The sequence below is a fragment of the Myxococcus faecalis genome, from assembly GCF_050039385.1.
Lineage (GTDB): Bacteria > Myxococcota > Myxococcia > Myxococcales > Myxococcaceae > Myxococcus > Myxococcus fulvus.
This window is the reverse complement of record NZ_CP144336.1, coordinates 9,651,538-9,670,988: the sequence shown is the minus strand read 5'-3', so window position 1 is coordinate 9,670,988 and position 19,451 is coordinate 9,651,538. Positions and strand designations below refer to the sequence as shown.

The window sequence follows — 19,451 nt, the reverse complement described above, 5'->3', positions numbered from 1 at the left end:
AAGTCGGGAAGTTGAGGGACCGGGCAAGCGCGTGTTACGACCGCTCCCGGCCATTCTCCCCTCATCATCCCTGGCCCCCGGAGCCGGCCTTTCATGAGCGAGCGCAACGACATCCCGCGACCCCCTGTCACGGCCGCCCCTCCTCCGACCGCCGTCGTGTCTGGCAAGACGGGCCCCTCCGCCACGGAAGTGCTCACGCAGTCCGTCCAGGCCGCGCCCCAGGCGGCGCCCACGCCCAGCATGGAGGACGAGGCCCGCGAGCGCATCGCCTCGCTCGAGCGCGAGGCCCGGACGCTCAGCGCGACGGACGCCACCACCGCCGCGCAGCTCTTCCACGAGGTCGGCCTGCTCTGGGAGGAGCCGCTCAAGAATCCGCGCAACGCGGCCGTCGCGTTCCAGAACGCGTACAAGCTCGCGCCGCGCTACCTGGTCAACATCCGCGCCGCGCGCCGGCTCTTCGCGGACGTGGGCAACTGGCAGATGGTCATCCAGCTGCTCGACGCGGAGCTGGCCGCCACCGACGACGCGCGCCACCAGGCCGCGCTCCTGTTCGAGAAGGGCATCGTCCTGCAGGAGCGGCTGTCCCGCGACGAGGAGTCCGCCGCGTGCCTGCGCCAGTGCCTGGAGCGCCGCCCCACCGACGTGGTGGTCCTCACGCAGCTCGAGTCCGTCTACGCCGCGCGCAATGACGCCGCCGCGCTGGTGGAGGTCTACCGGCTGCTGGCCGCCACCATGCAGCAGCCGTCGCTGCGCGCGCACTACCTGACGTCCGCGGGCCTGCTGCTCGAGGAGCGCCTCAAGCAGCGCGAGCCCGCCGCGTCGCTGCTGCGCGAGGCCTTCGCCCTGGACCGCGCGGACCCGCTGCTGCTCGCCGCGCTCAAGCGCGCCGCCGAGCGCGAGGGCCACACCGAGGAGCTGCTGGAGGCGCTCACGGCGGAGGCCACGCTGCTGGGGCCCCAGGCCGCGCCGGCCTATCTGCAGATCGCCAAGGTCCACGAGCGCATGGGTCAGAAGGGCGAGGCCCTGGCGGCGCTCCTGGACGGACGCCACGCGGCGCCCAATGATCCGCTCATCCTCAGCGAGCTGGCCGGCATCTACGAGACGCAGGGCCGCTTCGAGGAGCTGGCGGACGTGCTGCTCGCGCGCGTGGGCTCGCTCAACGACGAGAGCGAGCTGGTCGCCACCAACCTGCGGCTGGCCGCGCTGTACGAGGAGGTCCTCAAGCGCGAGGCCGACGCGGCGGCGCGCTATCAGGCCATCGTCGCGCGCATCCCCGGCCACGCCGCGGCGCTCGCGGGCCTGGGCAAGCTCTACTACCGGATGCAGAACTGGGAGGGGCTGGTCTCCGTCTTCGACGCGGAGGTCGCCGCCGCCGAGGACGCCAAGCAGAAGGCCGCGCGCATGTACAAGGCCGCGGAGATTCTCGAGGAGCGGCTGGGACGGCAGGAGGACGCCATCTCCCGCTACAACTCCTGCCTGCAGCTTCAACCCGGCTACCTCCCCGCGCAGAAGGCCCTCACCCGCCTCTACGAGCGCCAGGGCCGCTTCGCGGAGCTGGTGGCGATGTTCGAGCAGGACCTGCTCCAGACGTCGGACCGGGATCAGCTCATCACCACGCTCAACAAGATGGCCGGGGTGTACGAGGACCGGCTGGGAGACCTGGACCACGCCATCGAGTGCATGAAGCGCATCCTCGACCTGGCGTCGGACCACCTGCCCACCATCCGCAACCTGGCGCGGCTGTACGAGCGCGCGCAGCGCTTCCGGGAGCTGCTGGAGACGCACGACCTGGAGGCGTCGCTCGCGGGCGACACCAAGCAGGTGCTGTCGCTGCTCCACCGCAACGCCGAGATTCTCGACGAGAACCTGAAGGACCGCGCGGGCGCCATCACCGCGTACGAGCGCGTGCTGGCGCTGTCCCCCTCGTACCTCCCCGCGCTCAAGGCCCTGGGCCGGCTGTACGCCCAGGACGGCCGATGGGAGAAGCTGGTGGACATGTACCGGGCGGAGTCGGAGAGCTCGCAGTCCACGGAGCAGGCCGCCGCGCTCATCTACAAGATTGGTGAGCTGTACGAGCAGCGCCTGTCCCGTGAGGACGACGCCATCGCCTCGTACCAGGAGGCGCTGATGCTGGCGCCCAGCTACTTCCCCGCGCTGCGCGCGCTGGCCCGCATCTACCGCGCCCAGGGCGCGTGGGAGAGCCTGGTCGCGATGCTGCGCGAGGAGGCCGCCAACCGCACGGACCCGCTGGAGCGGGCCAACGCGCTGTTCCAGGCCGCGGTCATCTGGGAGGACGCGCTGCGCCGCCCGGACCTGGCCATCGAGACCTACCAGGAGGTGCTACGGCTGACGCCGGGGCACGCCGCCACGCTGCGCGCGCTGGAGCGGCTGTTCCTGGCGCAGGACAACGTGAAGGAGCTGGTCGCCATCCTGGACCGCGAGACGCAGGTGGGGAACACGCCCGCGGCCAAGGTGACGGCGTACCTGAAGCTGGCGCGGCTGTACCTGGACCGCTTCCAGGAGCCCTCTCGCGCGGCGCTGTGCTGCGAGGCCGTGCTGGGCCTGGACGCGGGCAACCTCACCGCCCTCACCCTGCTGGAGCGCATCCGCGCTTCGGACCGGCCACGCCGCGCGGAGTTGCGTCAGCGCATCGCCGAGCGGGTGAATGATCCGCGCCTGGCCACCGCGCTGCGGCTGTCCGCCGTGGTGGACCTGGACAAGGGCCCCGCGGAGGGCACGCTGGAGGCGTACAAGCGGGCCTTCGAGGCGGACCCGGGTGACGCGCGGCTCGCGTTCGCGCTGGAGCGCTCGCTCAAGCTGGCGGGGGACGTGTCGGGCCTGGCCCGGCTGTACACGCTGCGGCTGGCGCACGCGCGCGACGCGGACGAGGCGCTGGAGATGCTGCTGCGCACCGCCGAGCTCGCGGAGACGCGCTTCGGGGACCTGGAGCGCGCGGCGGCGCTCTACAAGCAGGCGCTGGAGCTGCAGCCGCAGTGCATCCCGGCGCTGCAGGGGACGCGGCGCGTGGCGATGCGGCGCGGAGACGCGGCCGAGGCGCGCTCGGCGCTGGAGGCCGAGGCGCGGCTGAGCAAGGACCCGCGCGGCGCCATCGACGCGTTCATCGGCGCGGCGCGGCTGGCGTCGCTCATCCAGAAGGACACGGACGGCGCGGCGGCGCTCTACAAGCAGGCGCTGGAGAGAGACCCGCTGCACCCGGCGGCGCAGGCGGGGCTGGAGGAGCTGCTGGCGCACCGGGGCGGCTCGGCGGACCTGGCCGCGCTGCACGAGCGGCGCGCCGAGGCGAAGCTGGCGCAGAAGGACCACGTCGCCGCGGCCACGGGCTTCGTGAGCGCGGCGCGGCTGCACCACGGGGCGCTGGGAGACAAGCCGCGCGCGGTGGCGCTGCTGGAGAAGGCGCTGTCGGCGCAGCCGGGCCACATCGAGGCGCTGGAGCTGCGCGCCGCCCTGCTGCTGGAGGCCCAGCAGTACGCGGAGGCCGCGGCCATGCTGACCCAGCGCGTGCAGCTGGGCGGAGACGTGCGCACGCTCGCGCCCTTCCACCTCACGCTGGGCACGCTGTACCAGACGCACCTGAACGACGCGACGCGCGCCATCGCGTATCTGATGACGGTGCTCGCCTCGCAGCCCCGGCACCAGGAGGCGCTGGAGCGGCTGGCCACGCTGCACACGCAGGCGCGCAACTACGCGGGCGCGGTGGACTGCCTGCACAAGCTGTTGCAGCAGGAGCTGCCCCCGGACGCCCGCGCGCGCTTCACGCTGGAGCTGGCGCGCACGTACGACGAGGGCCTGGGTGACGCGGCCGCGGCCACGCCGCTGTACCGCCGCGCGCTGGAGCTGTCGCCCGGCGACACCACGCTCATCGACAAGCTGGTGACGCTGTACGAGCGCGCGAGGAACCTGCCGGAGCTGGCGCAGCTCCTGGAGGCCCAGGCCTCGGCGTCCACGGACCCACGACGCGCGAGCGCCCTGCGGGTGCGGGTGGCGGAGCTGTACGCGGGCCCCCTGTCCGAGCCCGCCCGCGCCACCGGGCTGTACCGCCAGGTGGTGGACGCGGATGGCACGAACCTCACGGCCCGCTTCGCGCTGGCCGGCCTGTACGCGCGCGACACGTCGTCCGTGCCGATGGCCATCGAGGAGCACAAGCAGATCCTCCGCCAGGACCCGACGCGGGTGGACAGCCTGCACGCGCTGTTCAAGCTGTGGGAGGGCCTCAAGCAGCTGGACAAGGCGTTCTGCGTGGCGTCGGTGCTCCAGTTCCTGCGCTCGACGAACGAGGTGGAGCTGGCCTTCTACACGGAGGGCCGCGCGCGGCTGGCGCAGGAGGCTCGCGAGGCGCTGACGTCGACGGACGTGGACACGGTGCTGCTGCACCCGGGCGTCCGTGGCCCGCTGCTGGAGGTGCTGCGGGCGATGGGCGACCAGTTGGAGAAGGTCTACCCGCCGAGCTTCGACATCGTCGGCGTCAACCCGAAGACGGACAAGCTCAAGCCGGACAGCGCGGTGTACAAGGCCGTGCGCGCGGTGGCGCAGGTGTTCGGCGTCGAGGAGTTCGACGCGTACCAGGCGCGGCGCGGGCTCACGGTGCTGGAGACGACCGAGCCCATGTCGGTGTGCATCGGCCAGGACGTGGTGCGACGCTTCAACGCGCGCGAGCAGAAGTTCCTGCTGGGCCGCGCGGCGCTGGGCCTGCTCAACAAGGCGGCCGTGCTGGAGAAGCTGTCGCAGGGCGAGACGGCGGACCTGTTCGGCAACGCCATCCGCATCCACGCGCAGAACTTCTCCGCGCTGGGCCGGCGCAACGACGAGGCGGTGAAGCAGCTGCGCAAGGCGTTCTCCCGCAAGGCCATCAAGGCGCTGGAGGGCCCCGCGATGTCGCTGGGCGACGTGCAGAAGCTGGAGCTGGCGCCGTGGCTGGACGCGCTGGACTACTCGGCGGACCGCGCGGGCCTGCTGATGGCGGGCGACGTGTCCGTGGGCCTGGGCATGGTGCTGCGCGAGGACCCGAACTTCGCGGGCGCGAAGCTGGACTCGGCCGAGCCCGTGATCCAGGCCGTCCGCGAGGGTGAGCGGCTGCGCACCCTGGTGTCCTGGTCCTTCACCGACGACTTCTTCCGGCTGCGCCAGCGGCTGGGGCTGTCGCTGTAGTCGCCGGGCGCGGCGGGAGGCTTCGTCACTCCCGCCGCAGCACCGCGCCGTCGGGCAGGCCGCCGATGATGCGCGCGACGGCCTCCTCCACGGGGCCACGTTCGCCGGCCTCGACGGTGATCTTCACCCGGTAGTCCTTGGCCGGGTCGAACTCCGGATACGAGCCGATGGCCACGTGCGGCATGTTCAGCGCCACGTGGTCCAACACGGCGGCGATTTCACTCTCGCCCAGGCGTAGGAACAGGTTCTGGAGCACCACGGGACTGCCGCTCAAGCGCGCGAGCACCGTCTCCAGCTGCATCCGGAAGAGCTGCGGCACGCCGGGCAGCAGGTAGACGTCACCGACGGTGAGCACCGGGTACCACGTGCCCGCCTGGGGCAGCAGCACGGCGCCCTCGGGCGCGTCGGCCAGGCGCATGCCCTCCGGAGTCACCTTGCCCTCGGGCGCGCGCGCCTCGATGAGCGACACCATCTCCGGCAGGCGCACCACGGACCTGCCCAGCGCCATCGCCACCGCGCGCACCGTGACGTCGTCGTGCGTGGGCCCGATGCCGCCGCTGGTGAACACGTAGCGCGCGCGCTGCCGCGCCCGGTTCATCGCGTCGACGATGGCGTCCACGTCGTCCAGGATGGTCTCCACCGAACGCAGGGGGATGCCCACCTCGCGCAGCCTCTTGATGAGGTGCGGACCGTTCTGGTCCTGGACCTTCGCCGTCAGGACCTCGTTGCCGATGATGATCGCCGCCGCGCCCGTGCGCTCCATGGAGCGGCGGACTCTACCGCAACGGCTCGGATTTCCGTGGCGCGAGTCGGGGGGACTGTCCGCGATGTCCGAATTCAAAGGGCCGGGCCCCGCCCCTCGGGGCTGGGGCGCACCGGACCACGTGGGGCTTCAGGCCCCCTTTAGCGCTTGCGGCCGAGCAGCTTGCGAATCTGGACCAGCGAGGCCTGCGTCACCGCCTCGATGCCCTGCTCACCGTCGATGTGGACGATGCGCTCCTTCTTCGCGCGGCGGCGGATGGCGGCCAGGTACTGCTTCGCGATGCGCCGCTGCGCCTCGTCCGCCTCGAACAGCTCCGCCGCCCCACCCCGCGCCGCCCGTCGCTTCGCGGCGACTTCCGGCGCCACGCCCACGAACAGCGTCAGGTCCGGCGACACGGCGTAATCGTTCACCTGCTCCACCCAGCCCATGGGCAGGGACGCCCCCTGGTAGGCCAGCGAGGACAGCACGTACCTGTCACACAGCACGAGCTTGCCCTCCTCCAGCGAGGGCAACACGCGCGCCGCCAGGTGGTCCGTGCGGTCCGCCGCGAACAGCAGCGCCAGCGTCTGGGGCGTCAGGGGCCCCGCGCCCTGGGGCAGGCCCAGGCGGCCCGTGAGGGCCTGGCGAATCAGCGTGCCCACCGGCCCGTCCGAGGGCTCACGCGTGGTGAGCACCCCATGCCCCTCCGCCCGCAGCGCGGCCGCCAGCCGCTCCGCCTGCGTGGTGGTGCCGGCGCCGTCCAGTCCCTCCAGGACGATGAACCGGCCCCGACGGGAGACCTTGCGCGCCCCGCTCACTGGGGCAGCAGCGCGGAGGGCTCGTCCAGCCGGAGCTGGCTGCGCAGCTCCAGCATCGTCTGGTAGCGCTGGAGCTCGTCCGCCAGCACCCGGCGTCCCAGCACGTAGCGGCGGAAGGCGTACCCCAGCAGCACCACGGCCAGCAGGGCCACGCCCCAGGCCAGCAGCGGGGTGCGCAGGGAGTCGTAGAACAGCTTGCCCGCCGCCCCACCGAACATGAGGGCCACCATGGTGGCGACCCCGGTGTGGGCGAAGTGGGTGGTGCTCTGGCGGACGGACAGGCTCTCCTGGAGCTGGTCGAGCCGCGTCCTCAAGTCCTGGGTGTTGGCGCTCATCTCGGAACCGGGCACCCTACAGCAGCCCGTCCCACGCGTCGAGTCATCGTCCCTGGGGACTCCAACCTTCCAGGTCGCACACGATTCCGCCCACACCGAAACGGGCAGTCGGAGGAGCGCCCCTGGAGGACCTACTCCGGCCCATCATCCGGGCGCACGCCGGGAGGCGGGTTGGCTTGCCAGCCCCGGACCTAGACGCTACATGCGCCTGCACATGCAGACCCGCGAGCGGACCGAAGCCACCATGAGCCACGACGCCAAGCTCTCCTCCATCGAGGATGCCATCCAGGACATCCGCGACGGCAAGTTCGTCATCGTCGCGGACGACGAGGACCGCGAGAACGAGGGCGACCTCATCATGGCCGCGGAGAAGGTGACGCCCGAGCACCTGGCCTTCATGGTGCGCCACACCAGCGGCATCGTCTGCATGCCCATGCTGGCGGACCGGCTGGACGCGCTGCGGCTGCCGCAGATGGTGTCGGACAACACCGAGTCCCACCGCACGGCCTTCACGGTGTCCGTGGACTACCGGCACGGGACGACCACGGGCGTGTCCGCGGCGGACCGCGCGAAGACCATCCTGGCCCTGGCGGACCCGGAGAGCCAGGCCAACGACTTCCTGCGCCCCGGGCACATCTTCCCGCTGCGCTACCGCGAGGGCGGCGTGCTGCGCCGCGCGGGCCACACCGAGGCCACCGTGGACCTGTCCCGGCTGGCGGGCCTGGGCCCCTCCGGCATCCTGTGCGAGCTGGTGAAGGACGACGGCACCATGATGCGGATGCCGGACCTCCAGGCCTTCGCGCTGGAGCACAAGCTGCGCGTCATCACCATCGCGGACCTCATCGAGTACCGCCGCCGCAAGGACCGGCTGGTGCGCCGCGAGCCGGGCCAGCACACCGTCACCACCCGCTACGGCGACTTCACGGCGCTCACGTACACGTGGCTGCCGGACGGCGCCAAGTCGCTGGTGCTGGTGAAGGGAGACCCCGCCGCCCGCCCGAGCGCCCTGGTGCGCCTGCACGCGGCCTGCACGATGGGCGACGTGTTCGGCTCGCCCACGTGCAACTGCAACGCGCTGCTGGACCAGTCGCTCGCCCGCATCGCGCGTGAGGGCACCGGCGTCCTGGTGTACCTGCCCGGCATGCACGGGGACGACTTCGGCATCCACCACAAGCGCAACGCGGACGGCAGCGCCGACCTGCGCAGCGGCCCGCACGAGACGCGCGACCTGGGCATGGGCTGCCAGATCCTCAATGACCTGAACGTGCGCACGCTGCAGGTGATGACCAACACGGACATCACCTACCGGGGCCTCGCGGGCTTCGGGCTCACCATCGACAAGCGCGTCCCGCTGCTCGCGGACTGACGCGCGCCTCGCCGTCTCCGGGGGCGGCGGCTCCCCTCGAGGTGAGCCCCGCCCTTCCCTCGCGACGTCAGCCCAGGTCCGACAGGGCCGAGCGCACCGCCTCGAGGTTGGCGGGCAGCTGCACCGGAGGATTCGCGTAGCGGCTGGTGACGTCCGCCAGCGTGCCCCGGTGGTAGCCCACCTTGAAGTCCGCGAACTTCAGCCCGTGCGCGGTGGACACCACCGCCACGCGCGAGCCCTTCTCGATGACGCCCTGGGCGACGAGCTTCTCCAGCGCCGCGAGCGCCACGCCCGTCTGGGGACAGGTGAACGTCCCCTCGCGGTCCGCGCGCGCGGCGGCGTTGGCCAGCTCCGACTCCGTCGCCTCCTCCACCACGCCGTCGAAGGCCTTGAGGATTCGCACCGCGCGGCGGAAGGACACCGGGTTGCCAATCTGGATGGCGGACGCCAGCGTGCTCTCGGCCTGCATGGGCCGCAGCTCCTGGAAGCCGCCCCGGAAGGCGCGGGCCAGGGGGTTGGCGCGCTGGGCCTGCGCCACGGCGATGCGCGGCCTGCGGGTGATGAGGCCCAGCTCGAGCATCAGCTCGAAGCCCTTGCCCAGGGCGCTGGCATTGCCCAGGTTCCCGCCCGGAATCACCACCCAGTCCGGTGGCTCCCAGCCCAGGTCCTGGCACAGCTCCACGGCGACCATCTTCTGGCCCTCGATGCGCAGCGAGTTCATCGAGTTGGCCAGGTACAGGCCCGTGTCCGCCGTCACCGCCTGCACCAGGCGCATGCAGCCGTCGAAGTCCGTGTCGAGCGACAGCACACGCGCGCCATTGGCGATGGGCTGCACCAGCTGCGCGAGGGAGACCTTGTCGCGCGGCAGGAAGACCACCGCGGGAATCCCCGCCGCCGCGCAGTAGGCGGACAGCGCCGCGGAGGTGTCTCCCGTGGACGCGCACGCCACGGCGCGCAGGGGCACGCCCCGGGCCCGCATGTGCTTCACGGCGGACACGAGCACCGTCATGCCCCAATCCTTGAAGCTGCCCGTGGGCGAGACGCCGCACTCCTTCAGGTCCAACGCGGACAGCCCCAGCTCGGACGCCATGCGCGGCAGGGGCTTGAGCGGGACGCGGCCCTCGCCCAGCGAGACGATGTCCTCCACGGGGAGCTGTGGGTAGGCCCACTCGCGCTTGCCCCACACGCCGGAGCCCTCCGGCAGGCGCGATGAACCGAAGCGCGACTCGAAGCGCCGCTTCCACTCCGCCGCGGGCACCGCGCGCAGGGCGTCCACGTCGTGACGCACCTCCAGCAGGCCTTCGCAGCGCGGGCAGCGATAGACGACGTCCAGGAGCGAGGCCCGGAAGTCGCAGCCCTCGCTGCACGCATACTCCGCCTTGAAGCCGGACTCCGAGGCGCTCATGTCTGCTCCACCAGCCGCGTGCCACACTCGGAGCAGGCCCGACCCGGGCGGCCCCGGGTGTGGCACGAGGGGCAGGCCATCCAGTCGTTGTCCTCGCCCGGCTTCCCGGCCACCACGACAGGCGCCACGCGGGCGCGAGGCAGCCGCATGCCGCAGTTGTCGCAGAGCAGCCCCTGCGCCTGCACGTTGCGGCAGTAGCGGCAGACCACGGCGCCCAGCGGGGCCGCGGTGCGCACGCCGTCATCCGGCGCGCGGCCCGTGTCCAGTTCGGGGAGCACCGCCACCGGCAGATCCCCCGTGGGCGCCGAGCGCGTGAGCTCCAGGTCCTGCACCACCTGCGGCGGCAGGTCCGGCCCGCTGCGCAGGCGCGTGATGTCCAGCTCCGGCAATGGCTGCGCGTTCACCGCGTCGCGGCCACCGGCGTGCGGCGTCAGCTCCAGCTCCGGCAGCGGGGCCACCGGGGGCGTCGCGCCCGCGGCGTCCACCGGGAAGCGCTTCCCGCAGACATCGCACTCGGTGCCCTCGGGCTGTACGTGGTCGCAGACCGGACAGATGATCATGATGCCGGGACGTTAGCGGGCGGCCACGTTCGGGGGCAACGCGACTTCTCGGCCCGTGGTGGCTTCCAGGCATCCGGGCGGACCGCTCCCCTCTCGGGTCCGTCAGGGCCGGGGGACTCCCGTCGGCCCCGTCAAGGGGACGAAGCGCACGGGCAAGAGCGTCTCCACCCGGGGGAGCTGCCCCACCTCCTTGGCCCGATGGATGAGCAGCAACTGCTGGGCGCCCTCCAGCGGTCCGACGGGGACCACCATCCGGCCCCCGCGCCGGAGCTGGGCGAGCAGCATGGAGGGCACCTCGACCGGCGCGGCGGTGACCATGATGGCGTCGAACGGCGCCTGCTCCGGCCAGCCCTCCGCGCCGTCGCCCTGACGGAAGTACACGTTCTCGAAGCCCAGCCGGTGGAGCCGCTCGCGCGCCGAGCGGGCGAGCTCCGGGATGATCTCCACCGTGAACACCTCGCGGCACAAGAGCGACAGCAGCGCCGTCTGGTAGCCGGAGCCGGTGCCGATCTCCAGCACCCGCTCATGCCCCTCCAGGCGCAGGGCCTGAGTCATGAACGCCACGACATAGGGCTGGCTGATGGTCTGTCCATGGCCGATGGGCAGCGGCGCGTCGACGCCCGCCTCCGAGCGCGAGTGCTCCGCCACGAACTCCGCCCGGCTCAAGCGGCCGATGCCCTCCAGCACCCGAGGATCATGGATGCCCTGTCGGGACAGATACTCGGCGCGCTCCAGATCTCCCATGCCCGAAGCCTAACCACGCGAGGCGCTCGCAGCAGCGGGCGGGTCCAACAAGCCTCGCGGGAATTTCCCCGGCGGCACGCTATCCAAGGCAAGGCCCCCCACCCTACGCTCGCGCGATGGCCGAGCCGGCGTACATCTTCGGGCGAGTCGAATCCCCAGGCGGTATCCAACCTCCGCCCACGCGTCTCCCGTTCGTCCAGGGAATCATCCCGCTGCTGCTGGCGCTCGTCGGCGGGTATCAGCTCCTCGGCCTCCGGACGACCACGCTCGAGCCGGTCAGCCTCCAGGGAGCGTTGCTCGTGGGGACGTTGGTGTGTGGCGTCTGGGGCGCGGTCCGCATGCGGCGCTCGCTGCGGCTGCGGGCCTTCGCGAAGGCGCACCGCGCCGAGCCCTGGCTTTGGGACCACCCCTGGACCCAGGAGACGGTGGCCCCCCAGCTCGCGACCGGGCCGCTCCTGCGTCCCCTCCTCGGGGGCCTCGCCATCGTGGGGCTGCTCGGCGCCTTCGGGCACCTCGCCCCCGAGGTCCTGGGCCCGGACACGCCCCAGAAGCAGCGGCTCGGCGGTGGGTTCATGATGCTCGCGCTGACGACCTTGGGGCTCTACGTGACCTGGCGATTCCTGCTGCGGGCCTTCTATCGCCGCTGGAAGGCACGCCGCGTCTTCGGACGCTATCACCGACGCGCGCTCCTCCACCTGGCGACAGCTGGGCGAGGAGGTCTCCTGGGAGCTCGAGGTCTGGGGCGTCACCGAGCAGGAAGAGACCTTGGAAGTGAATTTCCGCCTCCCGGTGTACGTCACGGCCGCCACCCGCCTCTGACGCGGACGCCCTCCATGCTGACACCCCTGCTCCTGCTGCTCACGGCCGCGCCCCCGGACGCCGCCACCCTGCGTGCCCAGGCCCAGAAGGCCTATGACGCGAAGCAGTTCGCCAAGGCCTGTCCCCTGTTCGAGAAGCTCACCCAGCTGTCACCCCAGGACGGCGCCGCGTGGGCGGACCTGTCCTTGTGCCTGTTCCGCGCGAAGAAGAAGCCCGCGGCCCTCGACGCCGCGCGCCACGCCGTGCGCTGGGGTGATGAGAAGACCCGTAAGAGCACCTACTTCAACCTGGACAAGTTCGGCGGGGAGGATGGGGTGTTCACCCGCGATGGGGACGACGCCCCCTGCAAGAAGGCCCACCTGCCGGCGTGCGCCGAGACCGCCTGGCTCTGCGCCGACCCGTATTCGGACCTCTATCGAACGTCCGGGGAGACCTCGGGCGGCTCCTACAGCGCGGTCTTCCTGTGCTCCGAGCCCCAGTCCTCGGAGGGTGGGGGCTGTACGACCATCGACCTGGGTGGAAGCCAGGACACCTTCGCCGGGACCTCGGACGACAGCCCCGGCATCTACTCGTTCAAGGGCTGCACGGTCGTCGCGGTGGACCCGTGCGAGCGGAGGTTGGGCCTTGCCTGCACCGAGGGCGAGGGCGTCCTCGCCGGACCGGAGGGGAGGACGGCCACGCGCAAGCGTGCCTGGGTGGAGGAGCGCGGCTACGAGCCGCTCCCGAAGCCCAAGAGCCCCGACGCGGAGCCCTGACGCGCGCTACCCCACCCGCGCGAGCGCGAGCCGGCCTTCCCACCGCTCCTCGAGCGCCTTCACCAGGCCCTGGTGCTCGGGAGACTTCATGTCCGGGTCCCTGGCGAGGATGCGCCGGGCCTCGGCCTGCGCCATGGAGAGCAGGTCCCCATCCCGCGCGAGGTTCGCCACCGCCAGCTCCGGCAGGCCGCTCTGCCGCGTGCCGAGGAACTCGCCCGGCCCGCGAATCTCCAGGTCCTTCTCCGCGATGACGAAGCCGTCGCTGCTGGCCTCCATCACCGACAGCCGCTCGGTGGACTCCCACGAGCGCGCGCTGCTCGCCACCAGGTAGCAGTAGCTGGCCGCGGCGCCACGTCCCACGCGCCCACGGAGCTGGTGGAGCTGGGACAGGCCGAAGCGCTCCGCCGCCTCCACCACCATCACCGAGGCGTTGGGCACGTCCACGCCCACCTCCACCACGGTGGTGCACACGAGGACGTCCAGCCGCTTCTCGCGGAAGTCCTCCATGACCGCGTCCTTCTCCTCCGCCTTCATCCGCCCGTGCAGGAGGCCCACCTTCGCCTGGGGGAAGGCCGCCCGCAGCTTCTCCACGCCGCGCGTCGCGTCCTCCAGGTCCAGCTTCTCCGACTCCTCCACCAGCGGATACACGACGTAGGCCTGGTGGCCCTTGGCGAGCTCCGAGGCGATGGACTCGTAGACGCGCGCGCGCTGCTTGTCGTTGAACACGCGCGTGTTGATGGGCGTGCGGCCAGGCGGGAGCTGGTCAATGATGGAGAGGTCCAGGTCTCCATAGAGCGTCATGGCCAGCGTGCGCGGGATGGGCGTGGCCGTCATCACCAGCACGTCCGGCTTGGGGCCCTTGCTCATCAGGGAGTGACGCTGGAGCACACCGAAGCGGTGCTGCTCGTCGATGACCACCAGCCCCAGCTTGTCGAAGGACATGTCCTGCTGGATGAGGGCGTGCGTGCCCACGGCCAGGTGGATGTCTCCCCGGGCGACGGCGTCGCGCACCTGGCGCTTGGCCTTCGCCGTGCCGGACGCGCTCACCAGCCCCACCTGGAAGCCGAGCGGACCGAGCACCTTGCGGAAGTTGCGCTCGTGCTGCTCCGCCAGGATTTCGGTGGGGGCCATCACCGCGACCTGGTAGCCGGCCTGCAGCGCCACCATCGCGGCGACCATGGCCACCGCCGTCTTGCCGCTGCCCACGTCGCCCTGCACCAGCCGGTTCATCGGCTCCTCGCGAGCCATGTCCCGGGCGAGCTCCTCCACCACGCGCGCCTGGGCCCCCGTGAGCTGGAAGGGCAGCGCCGCGCGCGCCTTGTCCATCCGCGTGGGGGACACGTCGAACGCGATGCCCAGCTCCGCCTTGACGCCCTGGCGCTTGAGCGCCATGCCGAGCTGGAGGAAGAACAGCTCGTCGAACGCGAGCCGACGGTGCGCCGGGCTCTGGTGGACGTCGAGCGCCTCCAGGTCGGCCGAGTCCGGCGGGAAGTGGATGAAGCGCAGCGCCTCCGGCAGCGGCATCAGCTCCAGGCGACGGCGCAGCTCCGGGGGCAGCGGGTCCTCGAGCTCGTGCGCGTACTGCTCACCGACGCGCGAGGCCAGCTCTCGGAACGAGCGCTGCTCGCCGCGCTCGAAGCCCGGGTACACGGGGACGATGCGGTTGAAGTGCACGGAGCCGGCGGAGTCCAGGTCCTCGGCGGGCTCGATCTCCGGGTGCGCCATCTCGCGCCCGCTCATCGTCGCGCGCACCTCGCCGGAGAGCACGATGCGCTTGCCCACGGTGAAGCGGCTCTTGAGCCACGGGCCGGCGTTGAAATACGTGGCCGCGATGCTGCCCGAGCGGTCCCCCACCACCGCGCGGAACATCCGCCGTCCCTGCTTGCCGGGCACGAAGTCGGCGACCTTGACGATGCCCACCGTGACGCCGCGCGCGCCGGGCTCCAGCTCGGCGATGGTGAGCAGCCGCCTGCGGTCCTCGTAGCAGCGAGGCAGGAGGAAGAGGATGTCGCCCATCCGCCGGAGGCCCTTCTTGTCCAACGCGGAGATGAGCCGGGGCCCCAGCCGCTTGCCCAGCGTCTTCAGCGGCGAGGACAACGGCCCCGAGCGCGGCGCGATGGACAAGAGCTTCGCCTCGGAGCGGGAGGCCTCCGCCGCCACGGCGCGCTTCTTCTTGCGCTGCTCCTTCTCCTTGCGCGCCTTGGCCGGGGACGTGCTCGCGGGGCCCGTGTCGATGGAGGTCTGTCGGCCCGGACGTCCGTCGGCGCGCGGGGCTGGGGGCGTACCAGGACGCGCGAGTCCCGTCTGCGCGCCGTATGAAGCGCGGGGCGCGTTCCCCATCTCCGCGCCCCCGGTGCGGGGCGCCGCGGTCTTCGCCCGGGCAGAGGTCGGCACGGGCTCGTTCGACCTCCACGGTGGAATCTGGACGTAGCCCGGAGGCGGCCCACCCTGTCCGCCGTCCACCGAGGCGCGTCCGCTCGCCCCCCGGACCACCGGGCCCAACTGCCCCTCCTGGACCCGTCCCGCGTTCGGATGGGGGCGAGGCGTCCGCGCCGTGTCGGCCCCTCCACGCGCCTGGTCTCCCGACGCCGGAGGACGTGCTCCGGACGCGGCCTGGCGAGGCTCCGACTCCGACGTCCCTCGCGGAGGGTTCGGCTCGCCAGAAGGAGCGCGCCGCGCGCCTGACGCCTCACCGCGCGGCTCCGAGGCCAGCGTCCCTCGCGACTCGTGCCCCGCGTCCGCGGCCCCCTCCCCGCTCGCGAGCCCCTCCAGCTCCGCCGGCAGCGCGACGCCGCTGAGCTTCAGGCCCGCGACGACCCGCCGCAGCGCGGCCTTGCGGCGCTCGGGCGTGGGGTGGTCCACGTACGGCAGCGCCGCGCGCAGGTGTCCCAGCGCCTCGGCGTTCACGCCGCTGGCTCCGGCCAGCGCGCGCTCCAGGACGGGCGTCAGCCCCTTCACCGTCGCGAGCATGGCGAAGTCGCGCTGACACGCGTAGCGCAGGGGCCCTACAAGACTGGCGAGCGGATGGTTCACGCGTGAGTCACGTCCATCCATCCTACGGAACGGGGGTGACGTCTCCCAGAAAACGCGACCGGGGAAGCGAGCCAAGGCCCGCTCCCCCGTCGGCTGTCCTCAGCTGTTCCCGTCGGACGGCGGACTCAGCCCTCGCCAGCCGGGGCTTCGTCCTGGGGATCCTCGAAGCGGATCTCCTGGATCTCCAGCTCGCGCGTGCCACCGGGGCTCTGCACCGTGGCGATGTCGCCCACGCGCTTGCCGATGAGCGCCCGCGCCACCGGCGACGTCACGGCGAGCCAGCGCTTCTTCAGGTCCGCCTCCATCTCCCCGACGATGCGGTAGGTGACGGGCTTGTCCGTCTCCGTGTCCAGCAGGTCCACCGTCGCCCCGAAGATGACCTTGTCACCGCCCAGCTTGCTGGGGTCGATGACCTCCGCGCGCGCAATCCAGTCATTGAGGGTCAGGATGCGGCCCTCGATGTGGGACTGCTTCTCCTTCGCCGCGTGGTACTCCGCGTTCTCGCGCAGGTCCCCGTGGGCGCGGGCGACCTCGATCTCTCGCGAGATCTTGCCTCGCTCGACGGACTGCAGGTGCTTGAGCTCCGACTTGAGCTTGCGCAGCCCGGAGGGGGTCATCGGGATGTTGTCGCTCCCGCTAGCCATCGACACAGCTCCTTCCACCACTCCCAGGTTCACGAAAAAGTCGAGGGCCGGCGCTCCTCCCGGAGCCCGGCCCCCTCCATGAAGGTCCCAATGTAGGGAACCCGTGACATGCAGGTCAATGAAAGCCGTACAGGGACCCTCGCGGACGCTGGGCGCACGCGGGGTGAGCCGCTAAGTAGGTCGCCAGAAGTTCTCTAACAAATCGCGTAGCCAGAAGCCCTCGGCGAGGCAGCCGGCCTTGCGGAGGGCGTCCCGTGCAGAAAGGCCCAGCACCCATCGGATGGCGGCGCCGACGTGCTGCTCGACCGTGGGGTACTGACGGTTGGCGGAAACGCGTTGCTTCAGGGAGCGCCACAAGTGGTCCATGCAGTTGAGTTCTGAGCGCTGCTTGGGCAACAGCAGCAGGTGGATTCCGAGGCGAGCGGCGAGCTGCTGGGACTTCTGGGCCGTGTGACAGCTGGCGCGGTCCAACACCAGCAGCAGAGGGCGACCGGGGTAGGCGGCACGCAGGGCGCGCAGAAAATCCATGAAGTCTTCGCGTCTGGCGCGCTGGGTTGCCAGCAGCACGCGCTTGCCGGTGCGAGGGTTGATGGCGCCCCACAGTGTGCGCTTGGCGTTCTCGCCTGTAATCGGCACCACGGCCTGCTCTCCCCTGGGGGCCCAGGCGGCGCGCAGCGGCGGAAACCACCGCAGCACCGTGCTGTCCATGACGAGCAGCACGGCCCGGGGGAACAGGCGTTTGAGCCGTTTCAGACGGCGGACAAGGCCCCCTTTTTCTGCCCTGGATGGGGCGCCGCCGTGGCGTACACGTACCGTGGCCGCTTCCACGCCAGGCCCGCCTCGTGCAGCCGGCGGCGCAGTGTACGGGGCGACACCTCGATGCCCTGTCGCTTCAGGTGCGTGCACAGCAGCGGCACCGTCCAGCCGTGGCTCGCCCAGGACTGCTTCTCTGGGCTGCCTCGGACGACTTCGCGCAGGCGCTCGGCCGTCAGGCGCGGCGCATTCCTCGGCCGCCCCTGCCGCGGGGCATCTCGCAGCGCTTCGGGGTCACGCTGCGCCAGATAGCGCTCCAGCCAGAAGTAGACGGCTGGCCGGCTCAGGGCTGCCAGATGCGCAGCCTCGCCCGGGCCTTTGCCCTCTGCGAGGAGTCTCACTGCCAGTAGTCGACGGAAGTGGCGGGCGTCGCGCACGCTTCGCAGCGCATGCTCCAGCTTCCGCCTGTCCTCTGCTGTCAGCCCCAGTTCGGCAGGGCTCCTTGCCGGTCGCATGGTCCAGAAAATGCGCATGCGACCGGCATTTGTCTCGGAACTTCCGGCGACCTACTTAGGCTGCCTTCCGTGCTGTCCGTCCAGGAATTGCGCGCGCTCGCCGCGTCACTGCCCGCCAGGGATTTCGAGCGCCAGTTGGGGCCCTTCGCCCTCATCCAGCGTCCCCCTTCGGAGGCCTCGGCCGCCGTGCTCGCGCCCACCCGCATGGCCGCGCCCGAGGACATCAGCCTGGGCATGATGACCCTCCTGTTCGAATTCGAACACCTGCGCGTCGCCACGCTCCCGCCGCTGCACGCCACGGACCGGCTGCGCATCGGCCGGCGCATGGACTGCGACGTGGTCATCGACGACGCGTCCGTCTCCAAGCTGCACGCCGAGCTGCGCTGGAACGAATCCCAGCACCGCTGCACGGTGCAGGACCTGGGCTCCACCAACGGCACGTTCCTCAACGCGGGCACCCTGGGCCTGCGCGAGGCGACGCTGCGCGACGGCGACATCCTCAGCTTCGGCAACGTGCAGTTCTGGTACCTGGAGGCCCGCACGCTGCACGAGCGCCTGAAGGCGGGCGAAGCCACGGGCCTGGGCTCGCGCAGCGGCTGAAGGCCCCACAGGGTGACAGTGTCCTCGACAGGAGCAACGCCCCCATGACGCAGCCCGCGCGCGACGAGCGCGACTACTTCGAGCGCATCTACACCGTCGTCCAGGCCGTCCCCTCCGGCAAGGTGGCCACCTACGGCGACATCGCGACCATCGTCGGTGACGGCTGCGACGCGAGGGTGGTCGGCCATGCGTTGGGCGCGCTGGGCGCACGCTCGGCCACGGTGCCCTGGCAGCGCATCATCAACCGCACGGGCGGCATCAGCCTGACGGGCCACGGACAGAAGGAGCTGCTCGAGGCAGAGGGCGTCGGGTTCGACGAGCGAGGCCAGGCGCGCATGGACCTGCACCACTGGTCCGGCCCGAGCGAGGACTGGGCGCGCGCCCGCGGCTTCCAACCATTGCCCGCGCCGACGGCCAAGCCCGCCGCCGCGCAGCTCTCGTTGTTCTGACGACGCGAAACCGTCCGTCGAGGGCTCGGCTCCCCGGCTGCTTGCCTGCGGGAATGGACGCGCGAAAGTCAGGCCCCAACCCCCGGGCCGGATTCCGCCATGTCGCTCGCGCTATTCCGCTGGAGTGCCGTTCTCCTCGTGTGCCTCTTCACGACCGCCGTCCTCGCGGCCGAGGCCCGTCCTCGTCGCAAGGCGAAGGCCGCGAAGCTGGTCCACATCGATGGCGGCCACCGTCTCCACCGCGACGCGGCCTCCGCGCTCCAACGCATGACGCTGGACGCGGCGAAGCACGACATCGCCCTCCGGGTCACCAGCGGCTACCGCTCCCTGCCCGAGCAACGCCTCCTGTACGAGCAGTACCGCCGGGGTCGGGGCAACAAGGCGGCGCGGCCCGGACGCTCCAACCATCAGCGCGGGCTCGCGGTGGACCTGGTCATCGGCAAGCGCACGTCGAAGCGCTATCAATGGCTCCAGGCCAATGCCTGTCGCTTCGGCTTCCGCCGCACCGTGCCCTCCGAGCCGTGGCATTGGGAGTACCGCCCCAGCAGCACCTTCCCGCCCGTGGTCGGACACGACTGCACGGGCAAGGAGGTGAAGCGCCCCAAGCCCACGCCCGAGCCCGTCGCACGTCAGGACGCGAGCTGACCCTGGGTCGCGCAGGCCGCACCTCCCCAGCGAAAAGGCTTCCACGCTAGGCTGGCCGACAGGTCCCGACACATGGCGCCCCGGTGACACCCGGACGTCACG

16 protein-coding genes are annotated in these 19,451 nt (G+C 71.6%); 6 read left to right on the top strand and 10 right to left on the bottom strand.

Going from position 1 to position 19,451, the window contains the following annotated elements; all coding sequences use genetic code 11:
• Window positions 1-93 precede the first annotated feature (93 nt).
• Complete coding sequence (locus VZQ01_RS38950) at window positions 94-5,166, top strand: UDP-N-acetylglucosamine--peptide N-acetylglucosaminyltransferase SPINDLY family protein (RefSeq protein WP_426746156.1); 5,073 nt, start codon at window positions 94-96, stop codon at window positions 5,164-5,166.
• A 25-nt stretch (window positions 5,167-5,191) separates the two neighbouring features.
• On the opposite strand, the gene VZQ01_RS38945 is transcribed toward VZQ01_RS38950, so the two are convergent.
• The 3 genes from VZQ01_RS38945 to VZQ01_RS38935 form a co-directional block, all read right to left on the bottom strand.
• Complete coding sequence (locus VZQ01_RS38945) at window positions 5,192-5,929, bottom strand: competence/damage-inducible protein A (RefSeq protein WP_223783689.1); 738 nt, start codon at window positions 5,927-5,929, stop codon at window positions 5,192-5,194.
• 140 nt (window positions 5,930-6,069) lie between these two features.
• On the bottom strand, window positions 6,070-6,726 hold the full coding sequence (gene tmk / locus VZQ01_RS38940) for a dTMP kinase (RefSeq protein WP_426746155.1): 657 nt from the start codon (window positions 6,724-6,726) through the stop codon (window positions 6,070-6,072).
• Window positions 6,723-7,061, bottom strand: a complete 339-nt coding sequence (locus VZQ01_RS38935; RefSeq protein WP_223747354.1) for a hypothetical protein — start codon at window positions 7,059-7,061, stop codon at window positions 6,723-6,725. Before VZQ01_RS38935 ends, tmk begins: the two co-directional genes overlap by 4 nt.
• Window positions 7,062-7,275: 214 nt before the next feature.
• On the opposite strand from VZQ01_RS38935, the gene ribB reads away from it, so the two are divergent.
• Window positions 7,276-8,427: a 3,4-dihydroxy-2-butanone-4-phosphate synthase gene (gene ribB, locus VZQ01_RS38930; protein ID WP_324289193.1), complete on the top strand. Its 1,152-nt coding sequence runs from the start codon at window positions 7,276-7,278 to the stop codon at window positions 8,425-8,427.
• Window positions 8,428-8,494: 67 nt separating this feature from the next.
• Here the strand turns inward: ribB and thrC are convergent, their stop codons facing one another.
• The 3 genes from thrC to VZQ01_RS38915 form a co-directional block, all read right to left on the bottom strand.
• Complete coding sequence (thrC, locus tag VZQ01_RS38925; RefSeq protein WP_223747352.1) at window positions 8,495-9,832, bottom strand: threonine synthase; 1,338 nt, start codon at window positions 9,830-9,832, stop codon at window positions 8,495-8,497.
• Complete coding sequence (locus VZQ01_RS38920) at window positions 9,829-10,392, bottom strand: hypothetical protein (protein ID WP_141323439.1); 564 nt, start codon at window positions 10,390-10,392, stop codon at window positions 9,829-9,831. Before VZQ01_RS38920 ends, thrC begins: the two co-directional genes overlap by 4 nt.
• Window positions 10,393-10,494: 102 nt before the next feature.
• Window positions 10,495-11,136 carry a protein-L-isoaspartate(D-aspartate) O-methyltransferase gene (locus tag VZQ01_RS38915; RefSeq protein ID WP_426746154.1) on the bottom strand — a complete coding sequence of 214 codons (642 nt, stop codon included), beginning with the start codon at window positions 11,134-11,136 and terminating at the stop codon, window positions 10,495-10,497.
• Window positions 11,137-11,252: 116 nt separating this feature from the next.
• Here VZQ01_RS38915 and VZQ01_RS38910 point away from each other — a divergent pair, with 116 nt between their 5' ends.
• A complete protein-coding gene (locus tag VZQ01_RS38910; RefSeq protein ID WP_426746153.1) occupies window positions 11,253-12,710 on the top strand; it encodes a tetratricopeptide repeat protein in 1,458 nt (485 codons plus the stop codon).
• Between the two features lie 6 nt (window positions 12,711-12,716).
• Here the strand turns inward: VZQ01_RS38910 and recG are convergent, their stop codons facing one another.
• The 4 genes from recG to VZQ01_RS38890 form a co-directional block, all read right to left on the bottom strand.
• A complete protein-coding gene (gene recG, locus VZQ01_RS38905) occupies window positions 12,717-15,743 on the bottom strand; it encodes an ATP-dependent DNA helicase RecG (RefSeq protein ID WP_426746152.1) in 3,027 nt (1,008 codons plus the stop codon).
• 125 nt (window positions 15,744-15,868) lie between these two features.
• Window positions 15,869-16,387, bottom strand: coding sequence for a transcription elongation factor GreA (gene greA, locus VZQ01_RS38900; RefSeq protein ID WP_141323442.1), 519 nt, complete (start codon window positions 16,385-16,387; stop codon window positions 15,869-15,871).
• A 171-nt stretch (window positions 16,388-16,558) separates the two neighbouring features.
• The gene (locus VZQ01_RS38895) at window positions 16,559-17,107 is read right to left on the bottom strand and encodes an IS630 family transposase (RefSeq protein WP_408891716.1); all 549 of its coding nucleotides are present in this window, start codon (window positions 17,105-17,107) and stop codon (window positions 16,559-16,561) included.
• Between the two features lie 29 nt (window positions 17,108-17,136).
• Window positions 17,137-17,541 (bottom strand): helix-turn-helix domain-containing protein, encoded by a 405-nt coding sequence (locus VZQ01_RS38890; protein WP_426744686.1) that lies wholly within the window; start codon window positions 17,539-17,541, stop codon window positions 17,137-17,139.
• A gap of 183 nt (window positions 17,542-17,724) precedes the next feature.
• Here VZQ01_RS38890 and VZQ01_RS38885 point away from each other — a divergent pair, with 183 nt between their 5' ends.
• From VZQ01_RS38885 to VZQ01_RS38875, 3 genes are all read left to right on the top strand, one after another.
• Window positions 17,725-18,255 (top strand): FHA domain-containing protein, encoded by a 531-nt coding sequence (locus VZQ01_RS38885; protein ID WP_141323443.1) that lies wholly within the window; start codon window positions 17,725-17,727, stop codon window positions 18,253-18,255.
• Window positions 18,256-18,299: 44 nt separating this feature from the next.
• Window positions 18,300-18,704: an MGMT family protein gene (locus tag VZQ01_RS38880; RefSeq protein WP_223783693.1), complete on the top strand. Its 405-nt coding sequence runs from the start codon at window positions 18,300-18,302 to the stop codon at window positions 18,702-18,704.
• Window positions 18,705-18,842: 138 nt separating this feature from the next.
• A complete protein-coding gene (locus tag VZQ01_RS38875) occupies window positions 18,843-19,349 on the top strand; it encodes a M15 family metallopeptidase (RefSeq protein WP_223783694.1) in 507 nt (168 codons plus the stop codon).
• Window positions 19,350-19,451 lie beyond the last annotated feature (102 nt).